This is a genomic window from Candidatus Enterococcus ikei (assembly GCF_017316105.1).
Classification (GTDB): Bacteria; Bacillota; Bacilli; order Lactobacillales; family Enterococcaceae; genus Enterococcus_L; species Enterococcus_L ikei.
On the sequence record NZ_JAFLWD010000043.1, the window covers coordinates 1 to 26,153 of the forward strand.

Below are 26,153 nucleotides of genomic sequence, written 5' to 3' on the forward strand. Positions count from 1 at the left end.
TTGGCTCTACACTTTTTATTGCTCTATTAAACAACTCGATTACGCTTCATCAAAATGAATCTCTAAAATATCTAGGATTCTCGCTAAATCTGATTGTGACAAGTACTCAATTTCAATTTTTCCTTTGCCTTCTTTTTCTTGAATAGCAACAGTTGTACCAAATTTATCCATTAAACGGTCTTCACTTTCGCGAATGTAGTAGGGTTTATCTTTGGCATTTTTCTTTTCTTTCTTAGGTGCTTTTTTGCCTTGATTTTCATTTAAATCATTGACGATTTGTTCTAACTGACGAACAGTTAAGTTTTCTTCTACCACGCGTTTAGCTAATGTTAGTATCATATCTTTGTCTTTCAAGCCAAGTAAAGTTCTAGCTTGCCCCATCGATAACGTTTCAGCTTGAACCATTTCTTTTACTTGAGTCGGTAACGTTAATAGCCGTAAATAGTTCGCAATGTATGGACGACTTTTCCCTAAACGTTCTGCTACTTCTACTTGCGTCAGTTTTAAGTTTTTCATCAACATATCATATGCTTCAGCTTCTTCTAACGGATTTAGATCTTCACGTTGTAAGTTTTCTAAAACAGCAACTTGCATCATAGCTTCTTCATCAAATTCTCGGACAATTGCTGGAATTGTTTCTTTATCTGCTAATTTTGATGCACGGAAACGTCGTTCACCAGCAATGATTTCGTATCCCTTAACGGCAGACTTTCTAACAATGATCGGTTGAAAAACACCTGATTGCTGAATCGAATTTGCTAATTCCTGAAGGGACGCTTCATCGAATGTTTTTCTTGGCTGATAAGGATTGGGACGAAGTTCATTTAAAGGAATTTCAAGTACCTCTTCTTTTTGAACATCTACATCTTCCAAACTAGCAAAATCTTGAAACAATGCATCAATACCTCTACCTAAACCTTTTCCTTTACTCATTATCCAACACTTCCTTTGCTAGTGCTTGGTACACTTCGGCACCACGTGAACGGGGATCATAATCAATAATTGACAAACCATGACTTGGTGCTTCAGATAAACGGACATTTCTAGGAATGATCGTGTCATACACTTTTTCGCGGAAATACTTACGGACTTCTTCCACAACTTCAGCGCCTAAATTTGTTCGGGCATCATACATCGTCAACAATACACCTTCAATACGTAGTTCCGGATTAAAATGTTTTTGAACGAGACGAATCGTATTTAGTAGCTGGCTCAAACCTTCTAGTGCGTAATATTCACATTGCACAGGAATCAAAATCGAATCACTCGCTGTAAATGCGTTGATTGTTAAGTGTCCTAAAGATGGTGGACAATCGATCAAAACAAAATCATAGATATCATTTATTTCTTCTATCGCAGCTTTTAAACGAGATTCTCTAGCCATCATTGAAGTCAATTCAATTTCTGCTCCAGCAAGCTGGATCGTAGCTGGAACGATATCTAAGTTTTCTCGAGAAGTTTGCTGAATCACGTTTTTGATTGGTTCTTCATTTACTAATACATCATAAACATCCGTTGCAACATCGGGTTTACGTACACCGATACCACTTGTTGCATTTCCTTGAGCATCAATATCGATCAGCAACACTTTCTTGCCGTAATAAGCAAGACATGCACCTAGATTCACAGTAGTCGTTGTCTTACCAACGCCGCCTTTTTGATTCGCTACAGAAATTATTCGTGCCATTTGTGTTCCTCCATCTTATTTGATTGGTTGTTTATTTGGTAGCCCAGGTTTTCTTGGGTATTTTTTTGGTGTTTCCTTTTTCTTTTGGATCACAACAATATGTCGTTCGTCTTCTGTGATCGGCAGCTCAAAAGAAACTTCTTTTTGAAACTTTCCGCCTAAAATAGCAATCGCAGGCTTCGCTTCAATAATTTCTTCCTCACTTTTAGCAGCTTTCAGTGCTAAGAAAAAACCATCCTTTTTTACCAATGGAAGGCATAACTCACTCAAAACATTCAAACGAGCAACTGCACGAGCTGTTACATAGTCAAACGCCGCACGAAATTGCTCTTGCTGTCCAAACGTTTCGGCACGATCATGATACAAAGAAACATTTTCCAGCTTCAACTCATTAACTAATTCAGTTAAGAATGTAATTCGTTTATTTAGTGAATCAACGATCGTTACTTGTAATGTTGGAAAAACGATTTTTAAGGGAATACTAGGAAATCCCGCACCGGCTCCCACATCACAAATTGATTTGTTTGTTGAAAAATCTTCAAAGAACGCTAGTGAGATAGAATCATAGAAATGCTTTAAGTATACTTCCTTTTCTTCTGTGATTGCTGTCAGGTTCATTTTTTCATTCCATTCAACAAGTAATTCAAAATAACGGGCAAATTGTTCCATTTGATAATCCGATAGTTGGATCTCTTTTTGGCTTAATAATTGTCTAAATTCTTCTGGTGTCATACGTTTCCTTCCTTGCGTGAAACAGAAAAATGTTTCACAGTTGTCTTTTCTTACTTTAACGCAAATAGCAATTTCTTGCAATGGTTTTAGTAAGATTTATGACAGTTTAATAAAATGTTTCTTTCTATATAAATAGAAGTAGCTAAACACCTGAATCGTTCATTGTACCAAAGACTTGCATCTATTTAAGGAAAGTTACATCTTGTGGAACCACTGGAAATATTGGCATTCGAAAAAATAACGGTTTTTTTCGAAAAATATAGTAAATGTTTCACGTGTAACAATGGATTTTTAAAATAAAATAAGCAACTCCCCTTATATTTAAAGGATAGTTGCTTATTTTACTTTTATTTAACACAGTGAAACGCTTGATCTTTTGCCAGATAAAACGGTCGTAAATAGCCTACCGTATTGGATAATGGAATCACATCTTCGCTTAATTCAATATTTAATGTTTCTCTGATGTAAGCTTTTCTAGCAATTATGCGCTGCCATAGTTCTGGATACTTTTCTTTGATTTGAGTTTGCAACGTAGCATCAGCCAACGCCACACATTCTTCTGCACTCACACCTGTATAACCTGCCACAGAGGGAATAATATCAATTTGTAAAATCATCCCGCTTTTCAATGTCTCTTCAGAGTTAGCGTAGATCGGCGAAGACATCCATTCTTCATCTGATACTAAATGTCCCGGATTTAAATGCCAGTGGTAATCAGCTTGAGGAAAAACAGTTTCAATTGTTTGATACAGTTTTTTACCTGCCATTCCAATTTTTATCTTTTCTAACCAAATAGCGACGGCTTGATAATAAGGTTTAGCAACTCTCTCTAAGTAGTCTTGCTGATTCTCTGGCAGTTGCTTCTCATTTTCTATCACAAAACCTGTTCGACTAGATAACCCACCTTTGAAAGCTGTTGTTAAAGATAATGGATCGCCTAATTTTACTTGTTTATGAGTTGGGTATATATTCCCAAATTCAAAACGTTGTCCTGTAGCAGCAATTGTAACAACTGTGTTGGTTTGTCCTTCAGCAGTCAGTTCATTGCCTAATGTAGCTTCAGTTATGCCAACTTCAACCATGTCCATCGCTTTTAAAATACAGATGGATGATAGATTTGCCCCATATTCATAATGAGCAATTTCATTTACATTATTGGTCGTACGTGCACCTTTATCTCCTCTAATAAACAGATGGGCGGCATTTTTGATTACTGCTTGATCATTTTTACTCGTTAAAAGTGCTTGAATAATGAAATAAGGCAGATCAAAATAAGCTTCATTGTCTGATTCAGCCGTAGTAAACATTTTCCAACCGACAACGCCAATTTTCCGTTTTTCAGATAAGCCGATCTTTTCAAAAATATTTTCCAATCTTGCTTCATTATCCATCGGCTGGTTTGGCAAAGAAAAAAGTGGAGAATGGATCAATTGATTTTCAATTCGAGCAACTTTTGCCATTTTTAAGTTTTCATTCCCCAAAATCAGTGTGCTTTCACCTGTAACATCTAAAACAAGCAATCCTTCTTCAAAGCGAGGAATAAAACCAGTTAAATACTCAAAATTGCCTCCATGTTCTTTATCTGCATAAATCACTAGAGTATCGTAATTTTCAGACTTCATATTTTCCAATACTTTTTGCTTTCTTTCATCCATCGTTTCATCTGTTAGAAATGTTGGCGCAACATCGGTAAAAATCATTGGTTTAGGTAACTTTGTTAATTGAATTTCTGACTGTTTCATTTCATTGACTTCCCTTCAAATTAAATGATTCCTGTATTTAAAGCTCATTCAAACGCTTCTTTTGCGTGCCATCAGCAGTAAAATTCGATGGATCTAGCCATACATCCATTCGAGATTTGTTTCTAGGCCACTCGCTATCAATCATAGAAAACCAAGCTGTATCTCTATTTCGCTCTTTATACACCAAAGCATTCCGGAAAATCCCTTCAAAAACAAAACCCAAGCGTAATGCTGCTTTCCTAGAAGGTTCATTGAGTGCGTCACATTTCCATTCATAGCGACGATAGCCTAATTCATCCAACACGTAACAAGCTAAAAGATACTGCGCCTCTGTGGCTATTCGTGTTTTCTTTAATTGATCGGAATAAATAACATATCCAACTTCAATCGTCCCTTTGTCTCTATCTATTCGCATTAGTGCTAGCGTGCCAAGCGCTTTTCCACTAGCCTTATCTATAATCACATAATGAAATGGATCGTGTGACTTGCTTGCTGACTCTAAATACGTAGAAAAATCAGCTTTATTTTCGAAAGAAACCATTGGTATATATGTCCACGTTTTAGGATCACTTGCTGGTCCATAGACTTGGTACAAACCTTCAAGATGCTTAGTTTGATCCATTTTTTCTAAGCGACAGTACATCCCGTTTAATATAGTCTTAGTTGGATATTCCCTTTTAGACCAGTTCTCAATTGGTGCCCCGATTGATTGTCCGTATTCATTAACTCTCATCTCGTCCCTCCTATTTTTCTCAGTGTAACAAAAAAAGGCTTCCATTTATATAATACTATCCTTATCTTTACTTTTAAAGGAACTATTCAATTGATGATTAATATATAATTATCTGAAAAAATATGCTATTATATATAATTTTTGACATACCTTTAATCTTCAACTCAGCAGTGGCGGCTTTTAAGGTGGCTGTTAACCTCAAAAAAAGTAGACAATAATCAGATTTTGTTCTGACCATTGTCCACTCTTTTTTATTCATCTATCCAATTACTTCTTCACCGTAAATAAAGCTTCAGCAATCCCTGGCACGCCACTAGGATCACCATAATTTTTATGTGTTTGAATTACTGTATACTTTTTCCCTTGATACGCTACTTCTTCCCCTTGATAATACTGGATCGGCTTCATATCTGTTCCCAATTTAAACTCAAGTGTATCTGTAAATCGACCAAGATAGTCCACATTTGCATCAAATACTCCTGTCACACCGGAAAATTCCACTTGTGAACTCCATTGCCATGCTGCTGTATCTGAATGTAATAAGTTTTCATTCGATGGTGATTTTGGCCATTCTGCTACCCAGCAATTCTCTTTGCCTAAAACTGGAAATTCCAGCCAATTATTTGTAAACCAACTAGCCATACTATAGTGGATCACGTTGCTAAATCCACGTTTGTTTAGCTGGTTTTTAAAAGCAGTTGATGTGATGGTTACATCTGCCGGGATCATTTCTCCTTCTTCAGCATCATTAACCATCACTGTATCTGAACTCAAACCAAGCTCTTCAGCAAAATCTGCAAAGTAGTTAGCTTCTTCAACAGCTTTTTGTTCATCCACAAACCAAGAATAATGATACGTGGAAACAGTTAAACCTGCTTTTTTAGCATTTTCGATTTGAATTTTTGCAAAAGGATTTTGATAAGTTGTGTATTCTGTCAATTTTACGACTACACCTTTAACACCTTGTGCATTCATTTTTTTATAGGATTCTACAGATATTTCACCATTCCAAGATGAAATATCGATAAAGTCCGCTCTTGGAAGAGTTTGTTGTGTGTAAGGTAACGTAATCTGTTGCTCTCTTTTAGCTGATTCTACCTTTTTTAAGTTGCTTCCCATAACATGATTATTTGTTTCGTTAATTGTTCTGTTTTGAGCATGTGCGTGCACATCAGTAGAAAATAAAGCTGCGCTTCCTAGACATATGAACAATACATTTAATAACACTTTTTTCAATTTTATAACCACTCTTTCTTTCAAAATTTTGATTAATTATAATAACCACTCCTTTACAATACCATACTTTTATAAATCTTTTAGATCAAAATAGTAGATTTTATGTGTTTTTTTGAATTTAAATAAAATAACATTAGTTACTTAAAAGTGAGTGGGACCTAACTCTTCGAGTCATATCCCACCCATATGGAATCCGGATAAACGGTGTGAGCAGAAGCAATCCCTTCTTATTTCTCAGGATTAAACACTTAATCCCAACCTTGTTCTTACTTTTATAATTTAACGATACTCCTGCTCATGTTTTAATAACCATTTCTTCCGCTCTACGCCCCCACCATAACCACCTAAGCTGCCATCCGTCTGGATTACTCGATGACATGGAATGATGATTGCCAACTGATTCGCTCCATTTGCATTCCCTACAGCACGCATTCCGTTTGGGTTTCCGATCATCGTTGCCAATTCTTTATAAGAAGAAGTCTTTCCACGCTCAATGTGTGTCAAAGCCCGCCAAACACTTTTCTGAAAATCAGAGCCTAAACATATATAAGGCGTTTGAAACTTATCTAATTTCTTTTCAAAATACAAATCCAACTCTGCTTTGATCTGTTCATTGATCTTCGTTTTTCCTGGAACGATCGAAGCATTCAGTCGATTGCGTAGTCGTTCGATTTCTCTTTCCAAGCCTCGACGGTCAACAAACTCCAGTAAGTACAGATATTCATCATCAGCAATACTCATCATTGGGCCTAAAATCGTATCGATCCAATCTGCCGATAATATCTTGATGTCGTTTGATTGCTTTGGATTTCTACCCATGATTTTTGAAAAAGCATCATAGAATCCGCTAGGTGAACCATAGCCGACATCCAGCTGAGTATCGATTCGTTTTTCACCATTTTTGATTGATTTCAAAGCCATTCCCATCCTTCTTGAACGTGCATATTGAACGAATGTCATACCGTAGACTTTTTTAAATTGTCTTCTGGCTGTCATCGAGTGAATGCCCAATTCAGCGAAATCTTGATCTTTCCAACGTTTTTCTGGATTTTCCTCTACTAGCTCAACCATTTTTTGAACTAGTGGCGGAATCTCCCTTGGGAAAGATAACGGTTTGCATCGTTTACAAGGTCGATAGCCAGATAAAAGTGCTTCTTCTGCTGTTTCGTAAAAGGTACAGTTTTCATACTTTGGTTTTCTTGCTGGACAGGTTGCGTGACAAAAAACACCAGTTGACTTAATGCCGACAAAGAAAATTCCGTCATAGGTAGAATCCTTTGCCAGCAATGCTTGATAGTAATGCTTTTTTTCTTTTTCGCCGATCATTGCGCATTCCCCTTTCTACTGTATTCTGAATAATTCAATGTGATTTTGTTCCTCGTATTGAGATAAATCAGCCAATAACGATGTATAAAAACTATTTAAATCATTATTTCCACTTTCATTATAAAGCATATAGATCGAAGGACCAAAGCTGATTCTTGAGATTCCTGTATTTAGATAGTCTGAGATTGAGTCCTTTTGGATATCTAGCATGATATTGATCGGTAAATTGGTTGCTGCAGCTATTTTCTTTAGATGTTCTTGATTTTTTAATCCTGGGATAAAAATACCATCGATCCCAGTTTTTTCATAGGCGTTGATTCGCGAGATCGTTTGGTTTAGTACTTGTTCATCTTGGTTGTTTTCGGTGACATCTCCAATAAAATAAGTGTCGGTTCTTACATTGATAAATAGATCCTTTTTTATAGCGTTGCATTTTTGCTTGATACATAATATCCGCTCGCTTTGTTCTTCTATAGTGTATAAGGTCTCCGTATTTGGTTGTTTATCTTCAATATTGATACCAATGACGCCAATCTGGATGAGCGTTTCAATGTTTTTTGTCAGATCTGCTGTATTTATGGCATAGCCGGATTCGATATCTACAGTGATATAGTTGGTTTTTGTGTCCATTTGTTTTATGTAACTTAATAGCTCATCAAAAGGCATATTTTCGCCATCTTGATAGCCGTAATGATTTGACATTGCATAACTGCCTGTTGAAATCAAATTAATTTTTTTCCTTGTCAGTTCATTTGCGCTAACTACATCCCAAATATTTAGTAAAATAAGTGGCTTATCCTTTTGATGTGCATGTCTAAAATGCGCGGTTTTATTTTCATTCATTGATCATCAATCCCTTCATCTTGTTTCTTTAGTGTACTGCTTATTTACAGAAGGTTCTTTCGAAAAATGAACATCAATCTTTTATTTTTAATACGTTGACTTGTGCTTCTATTACTTTTTTGGGTTTTGGGAATTCACTAGTATGGTCACTTCTCTCCCTTTTCACGCCTTGTATTGTTCATCATCGAATCACATCGTTCTTCGTAATTTACAACAATGAGATTGAACTGAAGCGGGGGGATTCACTAGTATAGTCACTTCTCTCCCTACGGTCGCCAAGTATTGTTCATCATCTGTTCTGGCGTAGCCAATCACAGTGATTCACAACAAAGAACCCGCTCTTCGGGGAAAGAGCGGGAAAAGGAGTTAAAAAATGAAAAAGTGTTTTGTTAGGGTTATTTGTTTGGTATGAATATATAATAACCCGAAATTGTGACTATTTTGTGTTGAAAAATTGGTTTCTTTATTACGATTGTTTGGTGAAATTCAGAATTTCTACTATTTAGCGATTAATCAGCTATTCTTAATAATGCCTGTGTTGTACATCTGAAAGAGCCACCAAAGATTCTTGAAACTTCGTAATCTAAAGTCTCTACTTTCATTCCATAACCTTCCAACGCTGAAATTAGCTGTGTAAAGGATTGATCTGTAACGTATACAGACTCATTGATTGGAAGTCCATTCGCCATCAACTTAGATGCTTCTTTTAAAGAAATATTGATTTTATCCCAATGGCTCAGCTCTTTAGGCAGTCCATCTAAAAAAGCATCCTTACAATAAATCATCAATCCATCTCGAACCATACTCAATGCACAATCCAAATGCAGGATATCAGGATGTAAACGTACAGGTACAACGTCATAATCCCAATGTGTTAATAAAGACTTTAACCAGTATATACCATTTAGATTACTTGCCAATCCAGAATAGCCAACAAAAATTGTTTTTCCATATACCAAGACATCTCCGCCTTCTAAGAATGGTCCTGTTTCGCTTTCTACTCCTTGAGAAATATCTGGTTGCGGCGCAGCTAAATAAAGTGCTTCTGGATGTTTGGACTCAGCCGTTAAAATATCTCGAATCGGCAATATTTCCAAACGCCGATGCGCAAATCTTAAATTTCCTTCAATAATGAAATTACCAATAGTGAAAAAAGGATCTCTTGAAAAGAAATTTGCATATCCTCGACCTGTATCTCTTCCTAACGCTTTTTCATGTTCCGTCAATGTCCGTGGTCTTAAAACTTCTACACCATAAGAAGTTAACAACTGTAACATTTGTTCTTTTTCATTTTCCCATTTTTTTTGCAATTCCGGGTACAGATCAGCCACATCTCCAACTTTTTTATCAAAAAGATTCAAGTTCTCTTCTGATAAAAAACCAGTATCTAGGTGCTCTTCTTCTTCCGGTAAATAAAATTGTGACTGCGCTAAAACAACTCTTTTTAATGGAGAAAATTCGCTCTCTACAAAATTAGTTCTCATCTATTGTCACTCCATCCATAATTATTTCTCCCACATTATAGCAAGATTTTGTTCATTTTTATAGATAAGTCCCTTTTCCTAGATGAACCCATTATACTTTTTAGTTAAAAAATCCTGTTCCCCATGTTGTATCTGTCTGATCATCATCCGGTCCCACAGCAACATAGCGACGTTTTGCATCATAATTTAGATAGCTGATCCAAACATAGCCATTACTATGGATATAATGATCGTAATTAATGCTCATATTTGGCAAATAATAGTCGAGAGCTGGGCTGATCGTATCATCTGGATTAGTATCTTTGCTGACTGCTAATCGCCTATCAGGATAAAAGATCCCTTTCATTGGAATCAAACCAGCTTGTTGTTTTTGCGGCACTGGTATTGGTTCAGGAGTATTTGGCTGTGGTTTTTGATGATTGTTTTCATCTTTACTATAACGATAAATTGTAATTGCAGGACAATCATTCAGTCTCCAGATCGTATCATGATCATTGATCGTAATACCGTTATAGCCATAATTACAGTGAATAATCGTACCTTGGTGATCCATAAAAATACCCGTATGCCCTGCTGCACCTCCAGATGAACCTTGATTTCCCCAAATAAAAATATCGCCTTTTTTCACAGGATAATTGCCTGATACATCCGCTTGTACTTGAATCCATCCTGATTTCCCCAAATGAGTAAAAAGTGTATCTGTATTTCCCATTGTTCCAATTGGTAAAAAATCGCCACTAATTAACGCGAAATAAACTGCGCTAGAACAGTCATAGCTATTAGGTCCTAAACGTGTATCCATCGAATAAGTAACTTTCCCTTTTCGATCCGTCATCCATCTGATCATTTTTTCTATGTTAGACATATGTTTTCACTCCTTTAATTGTTTAATACGGCTGAATCAAAAGTGTTCCATTTTGAAAACTAAGTTCTTTTGATCCTCCGTTTATCCAGTAGTTTTTTATCAAATAATCGTCATCGCTAATTCTTGAACTTTTTGCACCGTCTCTTCATTTTCCATCCAATTATCTGCTTGAATCCATTGATGTATTAGCGCCATCTTTTGTGGTGTCTCGGGATCTTTAGACGGGTTCGTTTCTGTATCAAACAGCTGATATGCTAATGTATTAATGATATCTACATCTAATTCTTTTTGTATTTGAAGAATGTTCATCAATGTAAGATTCCATTTTTTACTAGTAGCTAATTTGGCCTTTCCACCAACTAAATCTGACCAATTTAAGTTTTTTTCTATTCTTATTTCATCTACTGCTTCCCAAAACTCGTCAATTGTATTTATTTTACGCATTTTTTCCCTCCTTTCTTTTTCTAACGGGACTATTATTAATACTTGCGCCTATTGAAGCGCACTGGCTTTTTCACAAGTTCATTCTACTGCAAATTTTCTTATTAAAACTCTTAACTTACTATCAACACTCTCCCAAAAACTTTCCTATCTTTTTCTCTTAAAAAATTAATGATTGTATTTAGAAAATATATAGTAAAAAAATCACTTATTTTATTGTCTTTTCTTTGAAAAACAGTATTTACAAAACAATTTATATTTTGAGCGTAAATTTATTTCTCATTTAATTTTAACAAGAAATAAATCAATACAGCTTAGTTTGTTTTACTTTTTCTATATTTTGTAATTTAATAAACATTTTTTTGGATAAAACAATTGTGAAACATCATATAGTTCATTTATTCAAAGTATTTTTTGTTATTTATTCTATTACACACCCCTTATGTTCTCAAAAAATTAGAAGAATGCAAAAAAATATGATGAATATTTCACTTCACCATATAGTACAATTACATTTGTGTAAATATAATTATCTTTTTATTTTCAATATTTTACTTTATGAAAGATAATAAAAAAAGAAAGGTATGTGTATTTAATGAATGAGTTATGGAAAAAAAGATCATTTAAGTTCATATTATATTCCAGTCCTATTCTTATAGGAATTGTTACACCTATTCGTACATTTGCTGTGGCCTTAGAACAAGTAGACCAATCGACACAACCAGCTTTGCCAAAAGATTATATTGGAATTTTGAAAGAATATGAAGCTGCACGAGACGAGTACGTAACAGTAAAAAACAACTATGATCGTGCGTTGGATGAATATAATGAATTGAAAAACAACGCTGATGCTACCTATCAAACTGCCGATCAACTAAATACAGAACTTGATGTCCTGAAAGAAGCCTATCAAACAGAGTTACTGAATTTCGAAAAAATTGCAGAAACTTATGAGGCAAGCAGATCTGCTTATGAAACAAATAAATCTAATTATGAAGTACATATTGATCATTATAATGAAGCAAAGGATGCTTATGAAACAGAACAGGCTCTTTATCAAAAAACAGAAGTGACGTTCCTTGGTATGCAGGAGAAATACTTAGCTGCACTGACTCTTTACGAAACAGCAAATAGTGAAGCTGAGAATCAAAGAATAACTTATGAAAACTTACGTATTGAATATGAGAAAAAGAGGACAACCTACGAAAAAATAGCGACAGAATATGAAACGATTCAAGCTGTTTATAACAATGCAAAAAATACCTACAATAATCAGTTAAAGGACTACAATTTAGAAAAACTTTCTTATGACACGCTACTAGAAAAGTACAATACTAAAAAAGAAGCTTATGATACGACAGCAACAGAATTTAATCAGGCCGCTGATTTATATAGTGCGAGCAAAACTGAATTTGAATCAGCTAAAACAGCATATGCTACGGTCAAATCTGATTATGATCAGACACTTAGTGAATACAACACGCTATTAAAAGAGTATACTACCGCAAAAGACCTTTATTTAACTGAAAAAGCTGATTGTGAAAAACGTTTATCCGAACTAAACAACTCCATAAGTGACTATGAGAGTAAACTTACTGCTTACAACCAAATTAAAGATGACTATACAGCAAAAAAACAAGCTTATGAAACAGCTTTAGCTAATTACAACAATGTATCCGATCAATTAAAGGACTTAGTAAATCAGTACGAAACGGCGAGAACAGCTCATGAAATAGAAAAACAGGCTTTCGATCAGAAAACTAAAACATACGACACAGCTAAAGCAACTTATGATCAACAAAAAACAGCTTACGATACTCAACTCGCTACTTATAAAGCAGAATTGAACACATATAACGAAAAACGAACAGAAGCTGAGACGATTCTAAAACAATATGAAGAAGGTACAGCAGAATATACAGCTGCACTAAACGTATATACAGAAAATAATACCCTTTACAATGAAGTGAATAACCACTATCAACAAGTAAAAGAACAAGCCGATTTACTAACTAACCAATTTAAAGAGACAAAAACAGCTTATGAAACAATAGTAGCAAACTATCAAACTATTTCAGCTTCTTATCAAGCAATCAAACAAACGTATGATTCTCTTGTTGCACAACGTGACCAAGCTAAAAGTAATTACCAAAAATTAGAGTTAGACTATCAAGCAATCAGCAACAACTATATTCAAGTAATGAGTGTCTACGAAAAAACCGAAAAAGCCTATAAAACAACACTCGCAGAAGTTGATGAAGTAAAAGATCAGTCAACAAAATTAAGCTTGTCTTATAACGACATCTTAACTAAATTTATAAGTGGCTCAGCTGCCTATGAATTAACCAAAGAGAAGTATAACGAGGCAAAGACTACTTATGAAACAATTCGCCAACAATACGAAATAATCCGTAACGACTATGATCAGCTATTGCTACAACAGCAAACACTTAAAGATGAATTGATCAAGCTAAAAGCTGACCTTTTACAGGCTAAAACAGTTTTTGCAAACGTGAGTGAACTCCTGACCACAACTAAAAAACAATACAAGGAATTGACGTTACAATATACCGAAACAAAGGCAAATTATACGGCAGTAACAAAACAGTTTAGTGAGTTAAAAAACGAATATACTATAGCTAAAATAGCTTATTCAACTGCACAAGAGAAGATTTCAGCAATCACTGAAGCTTATGAGCTTCGCGAAAAAGAATATGCAGAATTAGCTGCTTACTATGTTGTTCTTGAACAAAAATATCAGCAGGCACTTAAAATTTATGAATCTACTTCTGAAACATTGAAAAACCTTCAAACAGAGAAAAACAAACATGAAGCTGAGTATCTAGCTGTTTCAGAAAAATATAATGAATTACGTACAGCCTTTACAGAAATCGAAACACAATACAAAGACATTCATGTAAAGTATACCGATGCTTTTTTGGCATGGGAATCAGCTGATACTACATATAATTTAGCAGATAAAACGTTAAAAACACTAGAAAAAGCGTATGCTTCAACGTATAAACAATATGAAGCTCTACAGACAAAATATGCTCTGGCACAAGAAATGCACGGCACCGCTTCACAGCCTTATGATGAAGCACTAGCAGCATATGATAATGCAGTTATTGCTGCAACAAAAATTAATGATGCTACAACTAACATGGAGAATGTCTTTAAAAATTTCCCAAAAGATAAAATCACACAGGAAAATTCTGAAAATATTCAAAATGACTTAACCGAGTGGCAGACTGAATACAGTTTAGCTAAACAAGCTTTAACAGAAGCCCTAACTCTCTCATGGCCAGTTATTGAGGAATATCAATCTAAAAATAATGCCTATAATGCCAGCTCTATTGTACCTGAAGGTAATATTACCAATGTTTATAAGCCCGCAGGTTTTGAGAGTACATTATCAGATTATATAAAAAAAGCAGAAGAAATGATGCTAAAAAATATAGATAATGCTAAAGCGTATCAACAATATTATCAAGCATACAATAACTATTCCGATGCTTTTAATACCTATAAATCAGGCTGGGCAAATGGCAATGCAGGTGATCCTAATAAAGAATTGAATACATGGGTCACAATTATCAATTCAGCTGGGGATTTGGATTTTTCCTCTATTGGATATCCTGATGAACATCTACAATCATTAAATACCACTGATGCTTGGAATGAATTTGTCTCTACTTACAAAACAAAAGCAGGTGAAGCACTCAAAAGCCTGACTAAGTACTCTGAGTATTTAAAAGGAGTTTCCTCTGAATGGACCGAAGCAAACAAAGCTATCGCTACTGCTATTGATGAGTTTAATAACGCAACAGGTAGCAGTGTTCAGCCGCCTATTAATTTAGATAGAATTACTACATCCGTTACTTCAGGTCTCAAGGCTGCCACAAGTGTTTACCAATCAGGACTTGACGATTTTTATGAAGATCCTTATCTTGAAGGTTTAAACCTCTCACTCTACGATTGGATACAAATGGGCGGAGGCAGCTCTGTCTTTAATTGGCGGATGAGTACACAATCATTCCTTGGAACAGTTGATATTAAGCCAATTGATGTTGAACCTGTCGGAATTGATTTAGGTGATCTTGAACTTTTAGAGCTCACAGCTCCAAGCATTCCAACCGTACCAGAGATGCCTATAGAACCTATAGAGCCAGCAATTCTTAGCATACCTAAAAAAGTTGAGCCTGTAGAGAAACCTGTAAACCTAGCAATAGAGCCAACAGTAGTTTCATCAAAAGCGATCGTGGAAATTACAGGAATTACACAACATGCGTTAACACAAAAACACGCCTCAGTACCAACTGAGCCAATTGTTAAATTAGAAGAATCACAAGATGTAACTGATGTGGATTTTGATAGCGAAGAAGCCGAAGGTAGTTTGCAGCCAGAAGCGCCAATTGATTTAAACGATTTAGATGAAGTTACAGGCGTCGCACCCGTGGAAAAACCGAAAGAATTCGAGAAAGCTCCAGCTTGTGGAGATCCTGTTATTCCAGAGATTACACGTCCAGAAGTAGTAGAAGAGACCACAAAACCTGTAGAAAAACCTATCGAGATTACGATGTCAACTAAACCAAATACATCAGAAGCGCCTGTGGAAGGGAAACGTCCAGAAGAGCCGAAAACACTAGTAAAACCGAAAGAAAAAGAGCAGGTCCAATCTGAGATGCTAAGAACTACCACAAATACCGTAACCAATCCTTCAAGAAATACACTGCCAAATACTCGTTCAGCTAAAAGGCGACTACCCAATACAGGAACCGCAACTTCTGTAACAGAACAAAGTATCGGCGTCTTGATGACAGGAATCGCTGGATCACTTCTTTTCTGGAAAAGAAAAAAAGGCAAACACGCGAAATAAATTCTAAGTTATCTGAATATCAGAAAATAAAGATTTACAGTTTTGAAAAAATAGATGAAAAATACCCAGTGAGAAGATTTACGCTCACTGGGTATTTCTATTGTAGAAAATAAGTTCATGAATGGATGAATAACATCTCTGTTTTAACTATCTTCTATTAGCTTTGTACTTTTGCTATCTTGCCTTGCTCGATATAAACCATCAAAATCGACACATCAGCTGGATTTACACCACTGATTCTACTTGCTTGAGCAATTGTTTCTGGTTGGATTTTTTGTAGTTTTTGCTTCGCTTCAGTCGCCAAGCCATTGATAGCTGCATAGTCGATATTTTCTGGAATTCGTTTGGCTTCCATTCGTTTTAGTTTATCGACTTTTTCTAGTGCTTTTTTGATGTAGCCTTCATATTTTAATTGAATTTCAACTTGTTCAATAACTTTATCATCCAATTCTACTTCGGCTGCTGGAATAAATTGTGTCACTTCATGATAGCTCATTTCTGGGCGTTTTAAGAAGTCTCCAGCTAAGACCCCATCTTTCAACGGAACAGAACCTTTTGCCTCTAAAAACGCTTGTACGTCCGCTGTAGGCTTCACTCTGACTGAATTCAAGCGAGCGATTTCAGTTTCGACTGCTTTTTTCTTTTCAAGATAGGCTGTGTATTGGTCTTCTTTAACTAAACCAATTTCATGCCCTTGTTCTGTTAAACGTAGATCTGCATTGTCATGACGTAAAATCAAACGATATTCAGCTCTTGATGTTAGTAAACGATAGGGTTCATTGGTTCCTTTAGTCACTAAATCATCGATCATAACACCGATATAGCCATCACTGCGTTTCATGACAAACGGTTCTTTCCCTTGTACTTTAAGTGCAGCGTTGATTCCTGCAATCAATCCTTGTCCTGCTGCTTCTTCATAGCCACTGGTACCGTTGGTTTGACCCGCTGTAAATAAGCCATCGATCACTTTCGTTTCAAGTGTTGGACGCAATTGGTGCGGCACAACAACATCATATTCGATCGCATAACCTGTACGCATCATTTCAGCTTTTTCCAATCCTTCAATTGAATGTAGAATATCCGTTTGAACATCTTCTGGTAAGGAAGTAGAAAGTCCTTGAACGTAAACCTCTTCTGTATTCAATCCTTCTGGCTCTAAAAATAATTGATGACGAGGTTTGTCAGAAAAACGAACGATTTTATCTTCGATCGAAGGGCAGTAACGTGCGCCTACACCTTCTACGATTCCTGTAAACATTGGTGCGCGGTGTAGATTGTCTTGAATGATTTCATGAGTTCCTTCATTCGTATACGTCAACCAACAAGAACGTTGATCCAAATTATAAGCACTATCTGGCGTACTGAAACTAAAGTGATTTGGTTGTTCATCGCCCGGTTGTTCTTCTGTGACAGAATAATCGATCGTGCTAGCCTTTACACGAGGAGGTGTCCCAGTTTTGAAACGATCCATTTCTAAGCCTAATTCTTTCAAGTGATCAGCTAAACCAATCGATGGCAATGAATTATTGGGGCCTGAAGAATATTTTAGTTCCCCGATGATGATTTCACCGCGAAGTGCTGTTCCAGCTGTAATGATCACCGCTTTACTTTGGTATTGAGCACCTGTTGTTGTGACAACTCCTTTGCAAATACCATCTTCCACGATCAAACGCTCAACGATTCCTTGGCGTAATGATAAGTTGTCTGTGCGTTCGATCGTGTGCTTCATTTCAGTAGCATAAGCGTGCTTGTCCGCTTGGGCGCGCAACGCGCGAACGGCCGGACCTTTTCCTGTGTTTAGCATCCGCATTTGGATGTATGTTTTGTCTATATTATGACCCATTTCGCCGCCTAAGGCATCGATTTCTCGCACTACGACTCCTTTGGCTGGACCTCCCACAGATGGGTTACACGGCATAAATGCGACCATATCTAAATTAATTGTTAGGAGCAGTGTTTTGCTGCCCATGCGAGCAGAGGCTAAAGCTGCTTCTGAGCCCGCATGTCCTGCTCCAACTACGATTACATCATAAGATTCTGCTTTAAATTGATTCATCGACTCTTCCTCTCTATTTTCCTAAACAAAATTGACTGAATAATTGAGTGATTAGTTCATCTTGAACACTGTCACCGACGATTTCACCTAAAAAGTCCCAACAGCGGGTCATATCCATTTGAACGAGATCAACTGGCATGCCAGCTTCGATTCCTCGAATCACTTCATCTAGCGCGATTGCTGATTGATCTAATAAGGCAATATGGCGGGTGTTGGAAACATAAGTTGCATCTTTTTCCCCTGTTTGTCCGCCGAAAAATAAGTCTGCAATTTTTAATTCTAATTGTTCCATCCCTGTATTGGATAAAACCGATACGGGTAATATTTCTTCATCATTAACGAGCTGTTTTAATGCTTCTCGGTCTAATTGAGAAGGTAAATCCATTTTATTTAGTAAGATTACTCGTTTTAAACCTTCCGTCGCAGCTAATAATTGACGATCTTCTTCTGTTAGCGGCTCATTTTGATTTAGAACTAGTAAAATCAAATCGGATTCAGCTAATGCTTTACGACTGCGTTCTACCCCAATTCGTTCTACAATATCTTCTGTTTCTCTAATTCCAGCTGTATCGATCAATTTCAGTGGTACACCACGAACGTTCACATATTCTTCGATAACATCACGAGTGGTTCCAGCTATATCTGTTACAATGGCTTTTTCTTCTTGCAATAAGTGATTCAGCAAGCTTGATTTTCCGACATTTGGACGGCCGATAATCGCTGTACTTAAGCCTTCTCGTAGAATTTTTCCTTGTTTGGCTGTCGTCAGCAATCCTTCAATCTGAGCTTTAACAAAGCCAGCTTTTTCTAACAATAACTTGGTTGTTAATTCTTCGACATCATCGTATTCAGGATAATCGATATTGACTTCAACCTGGGCTAAAGTTTCTAAAATCTCTTGCCTTAATGAGCGAATCAGAGAAGATAAATTTCCATCCAATTGATCTAAAGCAACATGCATTGCCCGATCTGTTTTTGCCCGAATCAAATCCATTACCGCTTCTGCTTGAGATAAGTCCATTCGTCCATTTAAAAAGGCTCTTTTGGTAAATTCACCAGGTTCAGCCAAACGTGCGCCTTCTCTTAATAATAGCTGCAATAATTGATTCACGACCACGATCCCGCCGTGACAGTTGATTTCGACAACATCTTCTCTAGTGAAGGTTTTCGGTGCTCGCATTACAGAAACCATCACTTCATCCAGCAAGCTGTCATCTTTAGGATCAAGAATATGACCGTAATGAATTGTGTGAGTAGGCACATCAAGCAATTGCTTACTACCGGAGCGATAGACTTTATTTGCGATATTGATCGCTTCATCTCCACTCAAACGGACAATGCTAATAGCTCCTTCGCCAGGAGGCGTTGAAATTGCGGCGATCGTATCAAATTCTAGCGTTATTTGTTGCATGATTGACTGAATTCCTTTCATTAATGGATTGAGCTGTTTTTTGCGTAATAATAACTACGTGAAACACCTCTTATTTTTTCAAAATTATGTATAAATCAATTTTTGGCTACAAAAAAAGCGCCCACTCCACCCCTATTTTTTCAGGTTGGATCTAGCACTTTCACTGCATCAATTCCTATTAATTTCTTGACATAGAATAGCATATTTTTATTTTTTTCGCAACATTGTTTGTTTACTGAAATTGTTCGTTAACTTTGCAATTCTTCTGGTTTATCTTTAAAATAAAACTAATAAAGCAAGGAGGTTCCTATGATGAAACGAGCAAATAAGGATGAACTTAATCAACAAGAATTAGAAAATCGTTTAAGTGGAATCACATTATCGACAGGAAATGTTAGTAGAAAGTATATCGTTCGGGATATTGTTTTTGCGACAGATCGAATTGAGACAGATTTATTTTCACCCGATGTCAATCCAAATGATGTCTTTAGCGGCGTCTATCGTCAGCTAAAATTGATTGCATTTGAATATGAAGCAGATGCTGTAATCAATTGTCATTTTGAAGAAAAATATGTGGAATATCAAGGAAAATGGGTCGTGGAAATTTTTGCTTATGGGACTGTGGTTCAATTTACACAAACGAATATTGGTTAAGTAATATATAAAAAGGAGAAGCGAATTCGCTTCTTTTTTTGCTTTGAACAAAATAAAAAACCTGATTCTAAAAGAACCAGGCTGGAAGAAGCACGAATGCTCCAACTACTTTATCATCGTATTTTGTACGTTGATAAGAATGATTTCGTTTAAAATATACTTTGTTTAACAATAATTGTCAATGTATTTTTTAGCGGAATACTCATCTTTATTCGATTAATAATGTTTTTTCACAGGTTCAACAACCAGATAACGATAAGGCTCGTCACCTTCTGAATGTGTTTTGATGTGGTCATCTTTACTTAAGGTAAAATGAATTTGTTTTCGTTCAAATGCCGGCATCGGTTCTAGAAAAACTGGACGACCCGTTTGTTTAACTTTTTCAGCTGTTCTTTCTGCTAAACGTTGTAAAATTGCTTGGCGTTTTTCACGATAATCACCCACATTTACAACAACCGATAATTTATTTTCTGCCACACGATGAACAAAGACTTGTGCTAAATATTGCAATGCATTTAAGACTTTTCCATGTTTTCCAATCAAAATCCCTTGTTTATCTGTGTCTAAATGGAAAACTAATAAGCCATCTTTACGTTCTAAACGAACCAATGCTGGTGCATTTAATTCTTTTGAAATCATAGTTAAATACATTGCTAATTCAGTAACTGCCTCTTCATCTGTTAGGTTTTCCAAGATTTTGGGTTCAGAAGAATCAGATGTTTTAGCAGCTAGCAATTCTTCAACTGCCATTTCTGTTTTAACTTCCTCATCTGCCACAATGATGTCTCCGACTGTCTCTTCAACGGCTTCTGTGATTTGTTCGCTAACAGTTGGTTCGATTGATACTTGAGCAAGTTTTTTACCAAAACCCAAGAAACCTTTCTTAGCATCAGTGATCACGGTAATCTCTACATCTTCTTTTGATAAATTCAGTGCGTGCAACCCATTAGTTGTCGCTTCTTCAATTGTGTTTCCCTCATAAACCGGCATCTGGAAAACCTCCTTTTATTTTTTCTTATTTTTTTTCTTAGGATTCATTGCTTTTTTCAGTGCTCGTTCGCGTTCTTTCACTTGTCGTTCTGCTTCTGCACGCTCTTTACGAATCTTGAATGGATTGTTGATCAATAATGTTTGTCCTACTTGGAAGGCATTAGACACCACCCAGTAAAGTGATAATCCGCTGGCCAAGTTCATCCCCATAACAAAGATCATAACTGGCATTACAAAGTTCATGATTTTCAATGACGCATTTGACTCGATTTGGCTCATGCTAGTTAAGTAGCTGCTGGCAAATGTAAAGGCCGCTGCTAAAATCGGTAAAATCAGATATGGATCGGGTTGACCTAAGTTCAGCCACATAAAACTTCCCTGTTTCAATTCTGGTACACGAGAAATTGATTGATACAGCGCCATCATGATCGGCATTTGAATCAATAATGGTAAACATCCGGCATACGGATTTACATTATTTTCAGCATATAGTTTTTGTTGTTCTTCACGGAATAATCGTTGTGTTTCCGGATCTTTTGATGAGTATTGTTTTTGTAGCGCTTTTAATTTAGGTTGTAGTTCTTGTGTCTTGCGCATGCTTTTCGTTTGGAAATGCATTAATGGTAATAAAATAATCCGAATTACTAATGTAAATAGGATGATCCCGATACCAGTATTTGCTGAAATAGATAAGAATTTGATCGCCTCAGCGAAATAATAGACAATATAGCGGTCCCAAATTCCTGTACTGCTCTCGTTAATCGGGGCTGTTCCACAGGCAGACAACACAAAAACAAGTGTGACTAAACCTGCCATCAATAATAAGCGTTTATACTTCTTCACAAAACTGTTCCTCTCTTATTTCAAAATTTTTGCAAGTTTTAACACATGCTTGATATTGCTATGGATTTCTTCAGATGTTAATTTGTCCACACCTGGTCTTGCGATGATAAGAAAATCACAAGTTGAATCGATTGATTCTTTTAATTGGTAGATCGAGGTCCGAATCTTACGTTTCACAGCATTCCTAACAACGGCATTCCCGATTTTTTTACCTACGGAAATCCCAACCCGAAAGTGCTTTTGTTCTGGTTTGTCTAATACATACACGACAAATCTTCGATTAGCACATGACTGTTTATGTTGAAACACTGCTTGAAAATCTTTTTCTTTTTTTACTCTATAGGATTTCTTCATCTGCATCCCTTTGTTTCTTTCTATCTTTCTTTTTAACTCACTCTACAATAATAGCATATCTCAGTCATTTTTTTCCAAATTTCAAGGAAAATCTCTAGAGATTTTGGTAATCATGACTCTAATTTCATATATTATCATTTTTTTTGAATTTTTTCACTTTATTTTGTTAGGAAAGGAAGATTTTCCACACAAGATAAAGCAAAGAACCCTTTATTACTTTCACACATACATTGTGAAGATAATAAAGGGTTCTTAGTTTAAACTTGATTCGTTATTTAAAGTCAACATAAATTATGCTGAAATAACTTTTCTGCCTTTACGACGTCTGCTCGCTAATACGTTGCGACCATTTTTTGTGCTCATGCGTTTACGGAAACCGTGAACTTTTTGACGTTTGCGTTTGTTTGGTTGATACGTTCTTTTCATCTCTTGTTCCACCTCCTGAAATTGTAACTATCCATCAATACATAGACATACTTTGATAGTATAACTAGTAATGGGTAGATTTGTCAATAAATTTTCAGGAATTAATTTTTCCACTTCTCTAAATAAGTTATCCACAAAACGGAAATATTTAGGGGTAACTTGTGGATAGTTTTTTTTAGAAGCACATTTCGTTTTTAGTTTTCTCCGCACTTTTGCACAAAAAAACAGGTTGTTAAAAAGTTATGCACATTTGTTTTTCCTTCTGTGTATAACTTCCTGAAAAACCTTTATTAGCTGGTTTTGTTTTGCAGAACTTGCTGTGGATAAATAAAATAACGATGAGAAATCCACCGTTTATTTTCTCTTTGTGGATAAGTTTATACCGTTCTGTGAATTTTTTTTCCACAATTCACCATTTGCCTGTGGAAAAAGTTCCGAAAAAATGCTAAAATTCTATTTGCTTATCTATTTATATTTGTACTGCTATTTTATATAGGAAAATTAGTTTAGATTTGTTTTGTAATAAATGCTACATAACTTGTTTTTCAAAAAACAGAAAACATTCTGAACTGATATTGAAAACACAAGATAACGTCACACGGAATATTGTTTCCGTATATTATCTGGCTGCACAAGCCAGCTCTTCGGAAAAGAGATAAGATATAAATAAGGTAAAAAACACCTTAATCATATTTTCCTATTTTTCTGTCAGAGCTACGCGGCTTGTTCCGCTTCTAAATTAAGGAGGTCACCATATGCCCGATATGGAAAGTTTCTGGAGAGATCTGGAAGATACTTACCAATCTGTTTTGTCTGCGCCAAGTTTTGATGCTTGGATAAAAACAACGCAACCGCTAAAGTTGGAAAATAACCAATTATGGTTAGAAGTTCCTTCTGCTGTTCATAAAGACTATTGGGAAAAGAATTTAGCCGCAAAAATCGTTGAAACTGGCTTTAAATTGACCGGTGCTGAAGTGATGCCTCATTTTGTTGTGACTGGTGAAAAAGAAACGATGCCGATTCAAGAAGAAAAAAAAGCCCCTGTAACGCAAGAAAAAATTGCGGAACATGGGAAAAAGGCTTTATTGAATCCAAAATATTCTTTTGACACATTTGTCATCGGAAAAGGAAACCAAATGGCACATGCCGCAGCTTTAGTTGTAGCAGAAGATCCTGGTTCTATCTATAATCCACTCTTCTTTTATGGTGGCGTTGGTCTAGGAAAAACCCACTTGATGCATGCTATCGGTCACCAAATGCTGCAAAATCGACCGGATGCCAAAGTGAAATATGTCAGCAGTGAAACATTTACCAATGAATTTATCAACTCGATCCAAACAAAGAATTCAGAACAGTTTAGAAAAGAATATCGAAACGTCGATTTACTGTTAGTCGATGATATTCAATTTTTAGCCGAAAAAGAAGCAACATTGGAAGAATTTTTCCATACCTTCAATGATTTGTATAATGAAAACAAACAAATCGTTCTGACAAGTGATCGACCACCCAATGATATTCCAAAACTGCCGGAACGTTTAGTTTCTCGTTTCGCTTGGGGGCTATCAGTTGATATTACACCGCCTGATTTAGAGACTAGAATTGCTATTTTACGCAAAAAAGCCGATGCAGAGCGACTAGAAATTCCTGACGATACGCTTAGTTATATCGCTGGTCAAATTGATTCCAATATTCGAGAATTAGAAGGTGCTTTAGTCCGAGTTCAGGCTTATGCTACGATCAATGGTGAAGACATCACCACTAGCCTAGCAGCTGATGCACTGAAATCCCTAAAATCTGTCGGCACTCAAAACCACCTATCGATTTTACAGATTCAAGAAGAAGTAGCAAAATATTATCATATCCAATTAAAAGACCTAAAAGGCAAGAAACGTGTAAAATCAATCGTTGTCCCTAGACAAATCTCTATGTATCTTTCTAGAGAAATGACTGATAATTCACTTCCTAAAATAGGTGCTGAATTTGGCGGAAAAGATCATACAACTGTTATTCATGCGCATGAAAAAATCCAACAATTAATGGAAAAAGATCCAGCAATTCAAAAAGAAGTTGGAGAAATCAAAAACTTGCTTAATTCCTAGCCTGTGGATAAAAAAGCAAAATGTTAAAAAGTTTTCCACAACTTATACACAGGTGGAAAACTTATCTTTTGTTTCCTTTCCAGACTTTTCCACAGAATTAACAGGACCTACTACTTTTATTATTTATTTATATATAAATACAAAACTGTCTTAGCAAGAATCTTGCTTTTAAAATCAATTAAAAAAGGAGTTCAATCATTATGAAAGTAACCGTAAAAAGAAATATATTCTTACAAGAATTACAAACTGTTCAACGAGCAATTTCTTCTAAAACAACTATCCCAATTTTAACAGGTGTAAAAATCGTTTTAACTGACGAAGGATTATCATTAACAGGAAGCAATGCTGATATCTCTATTGAAAGTTTCCTAAGTCAAGAAGATGAAAAAGCTCAAATGACAATTGAATCTACAGGTAGTATTGTTTTACAAGCACGTTTCTTTGGAGAAATCATCCGTAAATTACCTGAAGATATGTTTACATTAGAAGTCTTAGAAAACAATCAAGTAGCAATCACTTCAGGAAAAGCAGATTTCACAGTGAACGGACTAGATGCAGATAATTATCCACACCTTCCTGTAATCGATGCTAAAAATCAAATTCAATTACCTGTTCATTTGTTGACAAAAATTATCAATGAAACTGGCTTTGCTGTTTCTCTACATGAAAGCCGTCCGATTTTGACAGGTGTTCATTTTATTTTAGAAAATCAAAAATTATTAGCTGTGGCAACAGATTCACATCGTTTAAGTCAACGAATCATCCCAGTTGAACAAGCAGCAGAAGATTTCAATATTGTTATTCCTGGAAAAAGTTTGACTGAGCTTTCTCGTTCATTTACGAATGAAGAAGAAATGGTCGAAATCAGTATCATGGAAAACCAAGTATTGTTTAAAACACAAAACATGTATTTCTATTCTCGTTTGCTAGAAGGAAATTATCCTGATACCAATCGCTTAATTCCAACAAGCTTCAATACGGAGATCGATTTTTATGTACCAGAATTATTATCTGCGATCGATCGTGCTTCGTTGTTATCACATGAAGGACGCAATAATATCGTTCGTTTGGCAATTGCATCTGATTCAGTTGTTCTTTATGGAAATTCTCCAGAAATCGGTAAAGTAGAAGAACCGCTAAATTATGAAAAAGTAACTGGTGATCCATTGGAAATTTCGTTCAATCCAGACTATATGAAAGATGCTTTACGTGCTTTTGGCGATATGAGTATTACCGTTAAGTTTATTTCTGCAATCCGTCCATTTACATTAGAACCGACAGAAACAGATTTAGACTTTATTCAATTGATTACACCTGTTCGTACAAATTAAGAAAAAGAGTGTGTGAAAAAC

21 protein-coding genes are annotated in these 26,153 nt (G+C 35.9%); 4 read left to right on the top strand and 17 right to left on the bottom strand.

All coding sequences use genetic code 11. The features are described 5' to 3' along the window. Positions 1-39: 39 nt before the first annotated feature. From JZO69_RS14965 to JZO69_RS15015, 11 genes are all read right to left on the bottom strand, one after another. Positions 40-933: a ParB/RepB/Spo0J family partition protein gene (locus JZO69_RS14965; RefSeq protein WP_207113628.1), complete on the bottom strand. Its 894-nt coding sequence runs from the start codon at positions 931-933 to the stop codon at positions 40-42. Next, positions 926-1,687, bottom strand: coding sequence for a ParA family protein (locus JZO69_RS14970; protein ID WP_010762166.1), 762 nt, complete (start codon positions 1,685-1,687; stop codon positions 926-928). The genes JZO69_RS14965 and JZO69_RS14970 overlap by 8 nt, the downstream gene beginning before the upstream one ends. A gap of 15 nt (positions 1,688-1,702) precedes the next feature. Further along, the gene (gene rsmG, locus JZO69_RS14975) at positions 1,703-2,419 is read right to left on the bottom strand and encodes a 16S rRNA (guanine(527)-N(7))-methyltransferase RsmG (RefSeq protein WP_207113629.1); all 717 of its coding nucleotides are present in this window, start codon (positions 2,417-2,419) and stop codon (positions 1,703-1,705) included. A gap of 347 nt (positions 2,420-2,766) precedes the next feature. After that, positions 2,767-4,161, bottom strand: a complete 1,395-nt coding sequence (locus JZO69_RS14980) for a M24 family metallopeptidase (RefSeq protein ID WP_207113630.1) — start codon at positions 4,159-4,161, stop codon at positions 2,767-2,769. 37 nt (positions 4,162-4,198) lie between these two features. Then, the gene (locus JZO69_RS14985) at positions 4,199-4,894 is read right to left on the bottom strand and encodes a GNAT family N-acetyltransferase (RefSeq protein ID WP_207113631.1); all 696 of its coding nucleotides are present in this window, start codon (positions 4,892-4,894) and stop codon (positions 4,199-4,201) included. Between the two features lie 267 nt (positions 4,895-5,161). Then, complete coding sequence (locus JZO69_RS14990) at positions 5,162-6,121, bottom strand: GH25 family lysozyme (RefSeq protein WP_347401599.1); 960 nt, start codon at positions 6,119-6,121, stop codon at positions 5,162-5,164. 288 nt (positions 6,122-6,409) lie between these two features. Next, positions 6,410-7,456 carry a bifunctional transcriptional activator/DNA repair enzyme AdaA gene (locus tag JZO69_RS14995; protein ID WP_207113632.1) on the bottom strand — a complete coding sequence of 349 codons (1,047 nt, stop codon included), beginning with the start codon at positions 7,454-7,456 and terminating at the stop codon, positions 6,410-6,412. Positions 7,457-7,471: 15 nt separating this feature from the next. Then, positions 7,472-8,299 carry an isocitrate lyase/PEP mutase family protein gene (locus JZO69_RS15000; protein WP_207113633.1) on the bottom strand — a complete coding sequence of 276 codons (828 nt, stop codon included), beginning with the start codon at positions 8,297-8,299 and terminating at the stop codon, positions 7,472-7,474. Positions 8,300-8,808: 509 nt separating this feature from the next. Continuing rightward, positions 8,809-9,783: a dimethylarginine dimethylaminohydrolase family protein gene (locus JZO69_RS15005; protein ID WP_207113634.1), complete on the bottom strand. Its 975-nt coding sequence runs from the start codon at positions 9,781-9,783 to the stop codon at positions 8,809-8,811. A 100-nt stretch (positions 9,784-9,883) separates the two neighbouring features. Next, a complete protein-coding gene (locus JZO69_RS15010; protein WP_207113635.1) occupies positions 9,884-10,648 on the bottom strand; it encodes a peptidoglycan amidohydrolase family protein in 765 nt (254 codons plus the stop codon). Between the two features lie 99 nt (positions 10,649-10,747). After that, complete coding sequence (locus JZO69_RS15015) at positions 10,748-11,092, bottom strand: hypothetical protein (RefSeq protein WP_207113636.1); 345 nt, start codon at positions 11,090-11,092, stop codon at positions 10,748-10,750. A gap of 592 nt (positions 11,093-11,684) precedes the next feature. Here JZO69_RS15015 and JZO69_RS15020 point away from each other — a divergent pair. Continuing rightward, the gene (locus JZO69_RS15020; RefSeq protein WP_207113637.1) at positions 11,685-15,968 is read left to right on the top strand and encodes an LPXTG cell wall anchor domain-containing protein; all 4,284 of its coding nucleotides are present in this window, start codon (positions 11,685-11,687) and stop codon (positions 15,966-15,968) included. A 157-nt stretch (positions 15,969-16,125) separates the two neighbouring features. Here the strand turns inward: JZO69_RS15020 and mnmG are convergent, their stop codons facing one another. Both mnmG and mnmE read right to left on the bottom strand, forming a co-directional pair. Further along, on the bottom strand, positions 16,126-18,024 hold the full coding sequence (mnmG, locus tag JZO69_RS15025) for a tRNA uridine-5-carboxymethylaminomethyl(34) synthesis enzyme MnmG (RefSeq protein ID WP_207113638.1): 1,899 nt from the start codon (positions 18,022-18,024) through the stop codon (positions 16,126-16,128). A gap of 13 nt (positions 18,025-18,037) precedes the next feature. Next, complete coding sequence (mnmE, locus tag JZO69_RS15030; RefSeq protein WP_207113639.1) at positions 18,038-19,435, bottom strand: tRNA uridine-5-carboxymethylaminomethyl(34) synthesis GTPase MnmE; 1,398 nt, start codon at positions 19,433-19,435, stop codon at positions 18,038-18,040. 312 nt (positions 19,436-19,747) lie between these two features. On the opposite strand from mnmE, the gene JZO69_RS15035 reads away from it, so the two are divergent. Continuing rightward, positions 19,748-20,089 (top strand): hypothetical protein, encoded by a 342-nt coding sequence (locus JZO69_RS15035; protein ID WP_207113640.1) that lies wholly within the window; start codon positions 19,748-19,750, stop codon positions 20,087-20,089. A 216-nt stretch (positions 20,090-20,305) separates the two neighbouring features. Here JZO69_RS15035 and jag read toward each other — a convergent pair whose 3' ends face one another. The 4 genes from jag to rpmH all read right to left on the bottom strand — a co-directional run bounded on the left by jag (position 20,306) and on the right by rpmH (position 22,702). Then, on the bottom strand, positions 20,306-21,079 hold the full coding sequence (jag, locus tag JZO69_RS15040; protein ID WP_207113641.1) for an RNA-binding cell elongation regulator Jag/EloR: 774 nt from the start codon (positions 21,077-21,079) through the stop codon (positions 20,306-20,308). Positions 21,080-21,094: 15 nt separating this feature from the next. Beyond that, positions 21,095-21,922: a membrane protein insertase YidC gene (locus tag JZO69_RS15045; protein WP_207113642.1), complete on the bottom strand. Its 828-nt coding sequence runs from the start codon at positions 21,920-21,922 to the stop codon at positions 21,095-21,097. A 15-nt stretch (positions 21,923-21,937) separates the two neighbouring features. Beyond that, a complete protein-coding gene (gene rnpA, locus JZO69_RS15050; RefSeq protein WP_207113643.1) occupies positions 21,938-22,276 on the bottom strand; it encodes a ribonuclease P protein component in 339 nt (112 codons plus the stop codon). Between the two features lie 291 nt (positions 22,277-22,567). Continuing rightward, a complete protein-coding gene (gene rpmH / locus JZO69_RS15055; protein WP_010762140.1) occupies positions 22,568-22,702 on the bottom strand; it encodes a 50S ribosomal protein L34 in 135 nt (44 codons plus the stop codon). Between the two features lie 755 nt (positions 22,703-23,457). Here rpmH and dnaA point away from each other — a divergent pair. Continuing rightward, on the top strand, positions 23,458-24,801 hold the full coding sequence (gene dnaA, locus JZO69_RS15060; RefSeq protein ID WP_207113644.1) for a chromosomal replication initiator protein DnaA: 1,344 nt from the start codon (positions 23,458-23,460) through the stop codon (positions 24,799-24,801). A gap of 200 nt (positions 24,802-25,001) precedes the next feature. Then, the gene (gene dnaN, locus JZO69_RS15065) at positions 25,002-26,132 is read left to right on the top strand and encodes a DNA polymerase III subunit beta (RefSeq protein WP_207113645.1); all 1,131 of its coding nucleotides are present in this window, start codon (positions 25,002-25,004) and stop codon (positions 26,130-26,132) included. The last annotated feature ends 21 nt before the right edge of the window (positions 26,133-26,153 follow it).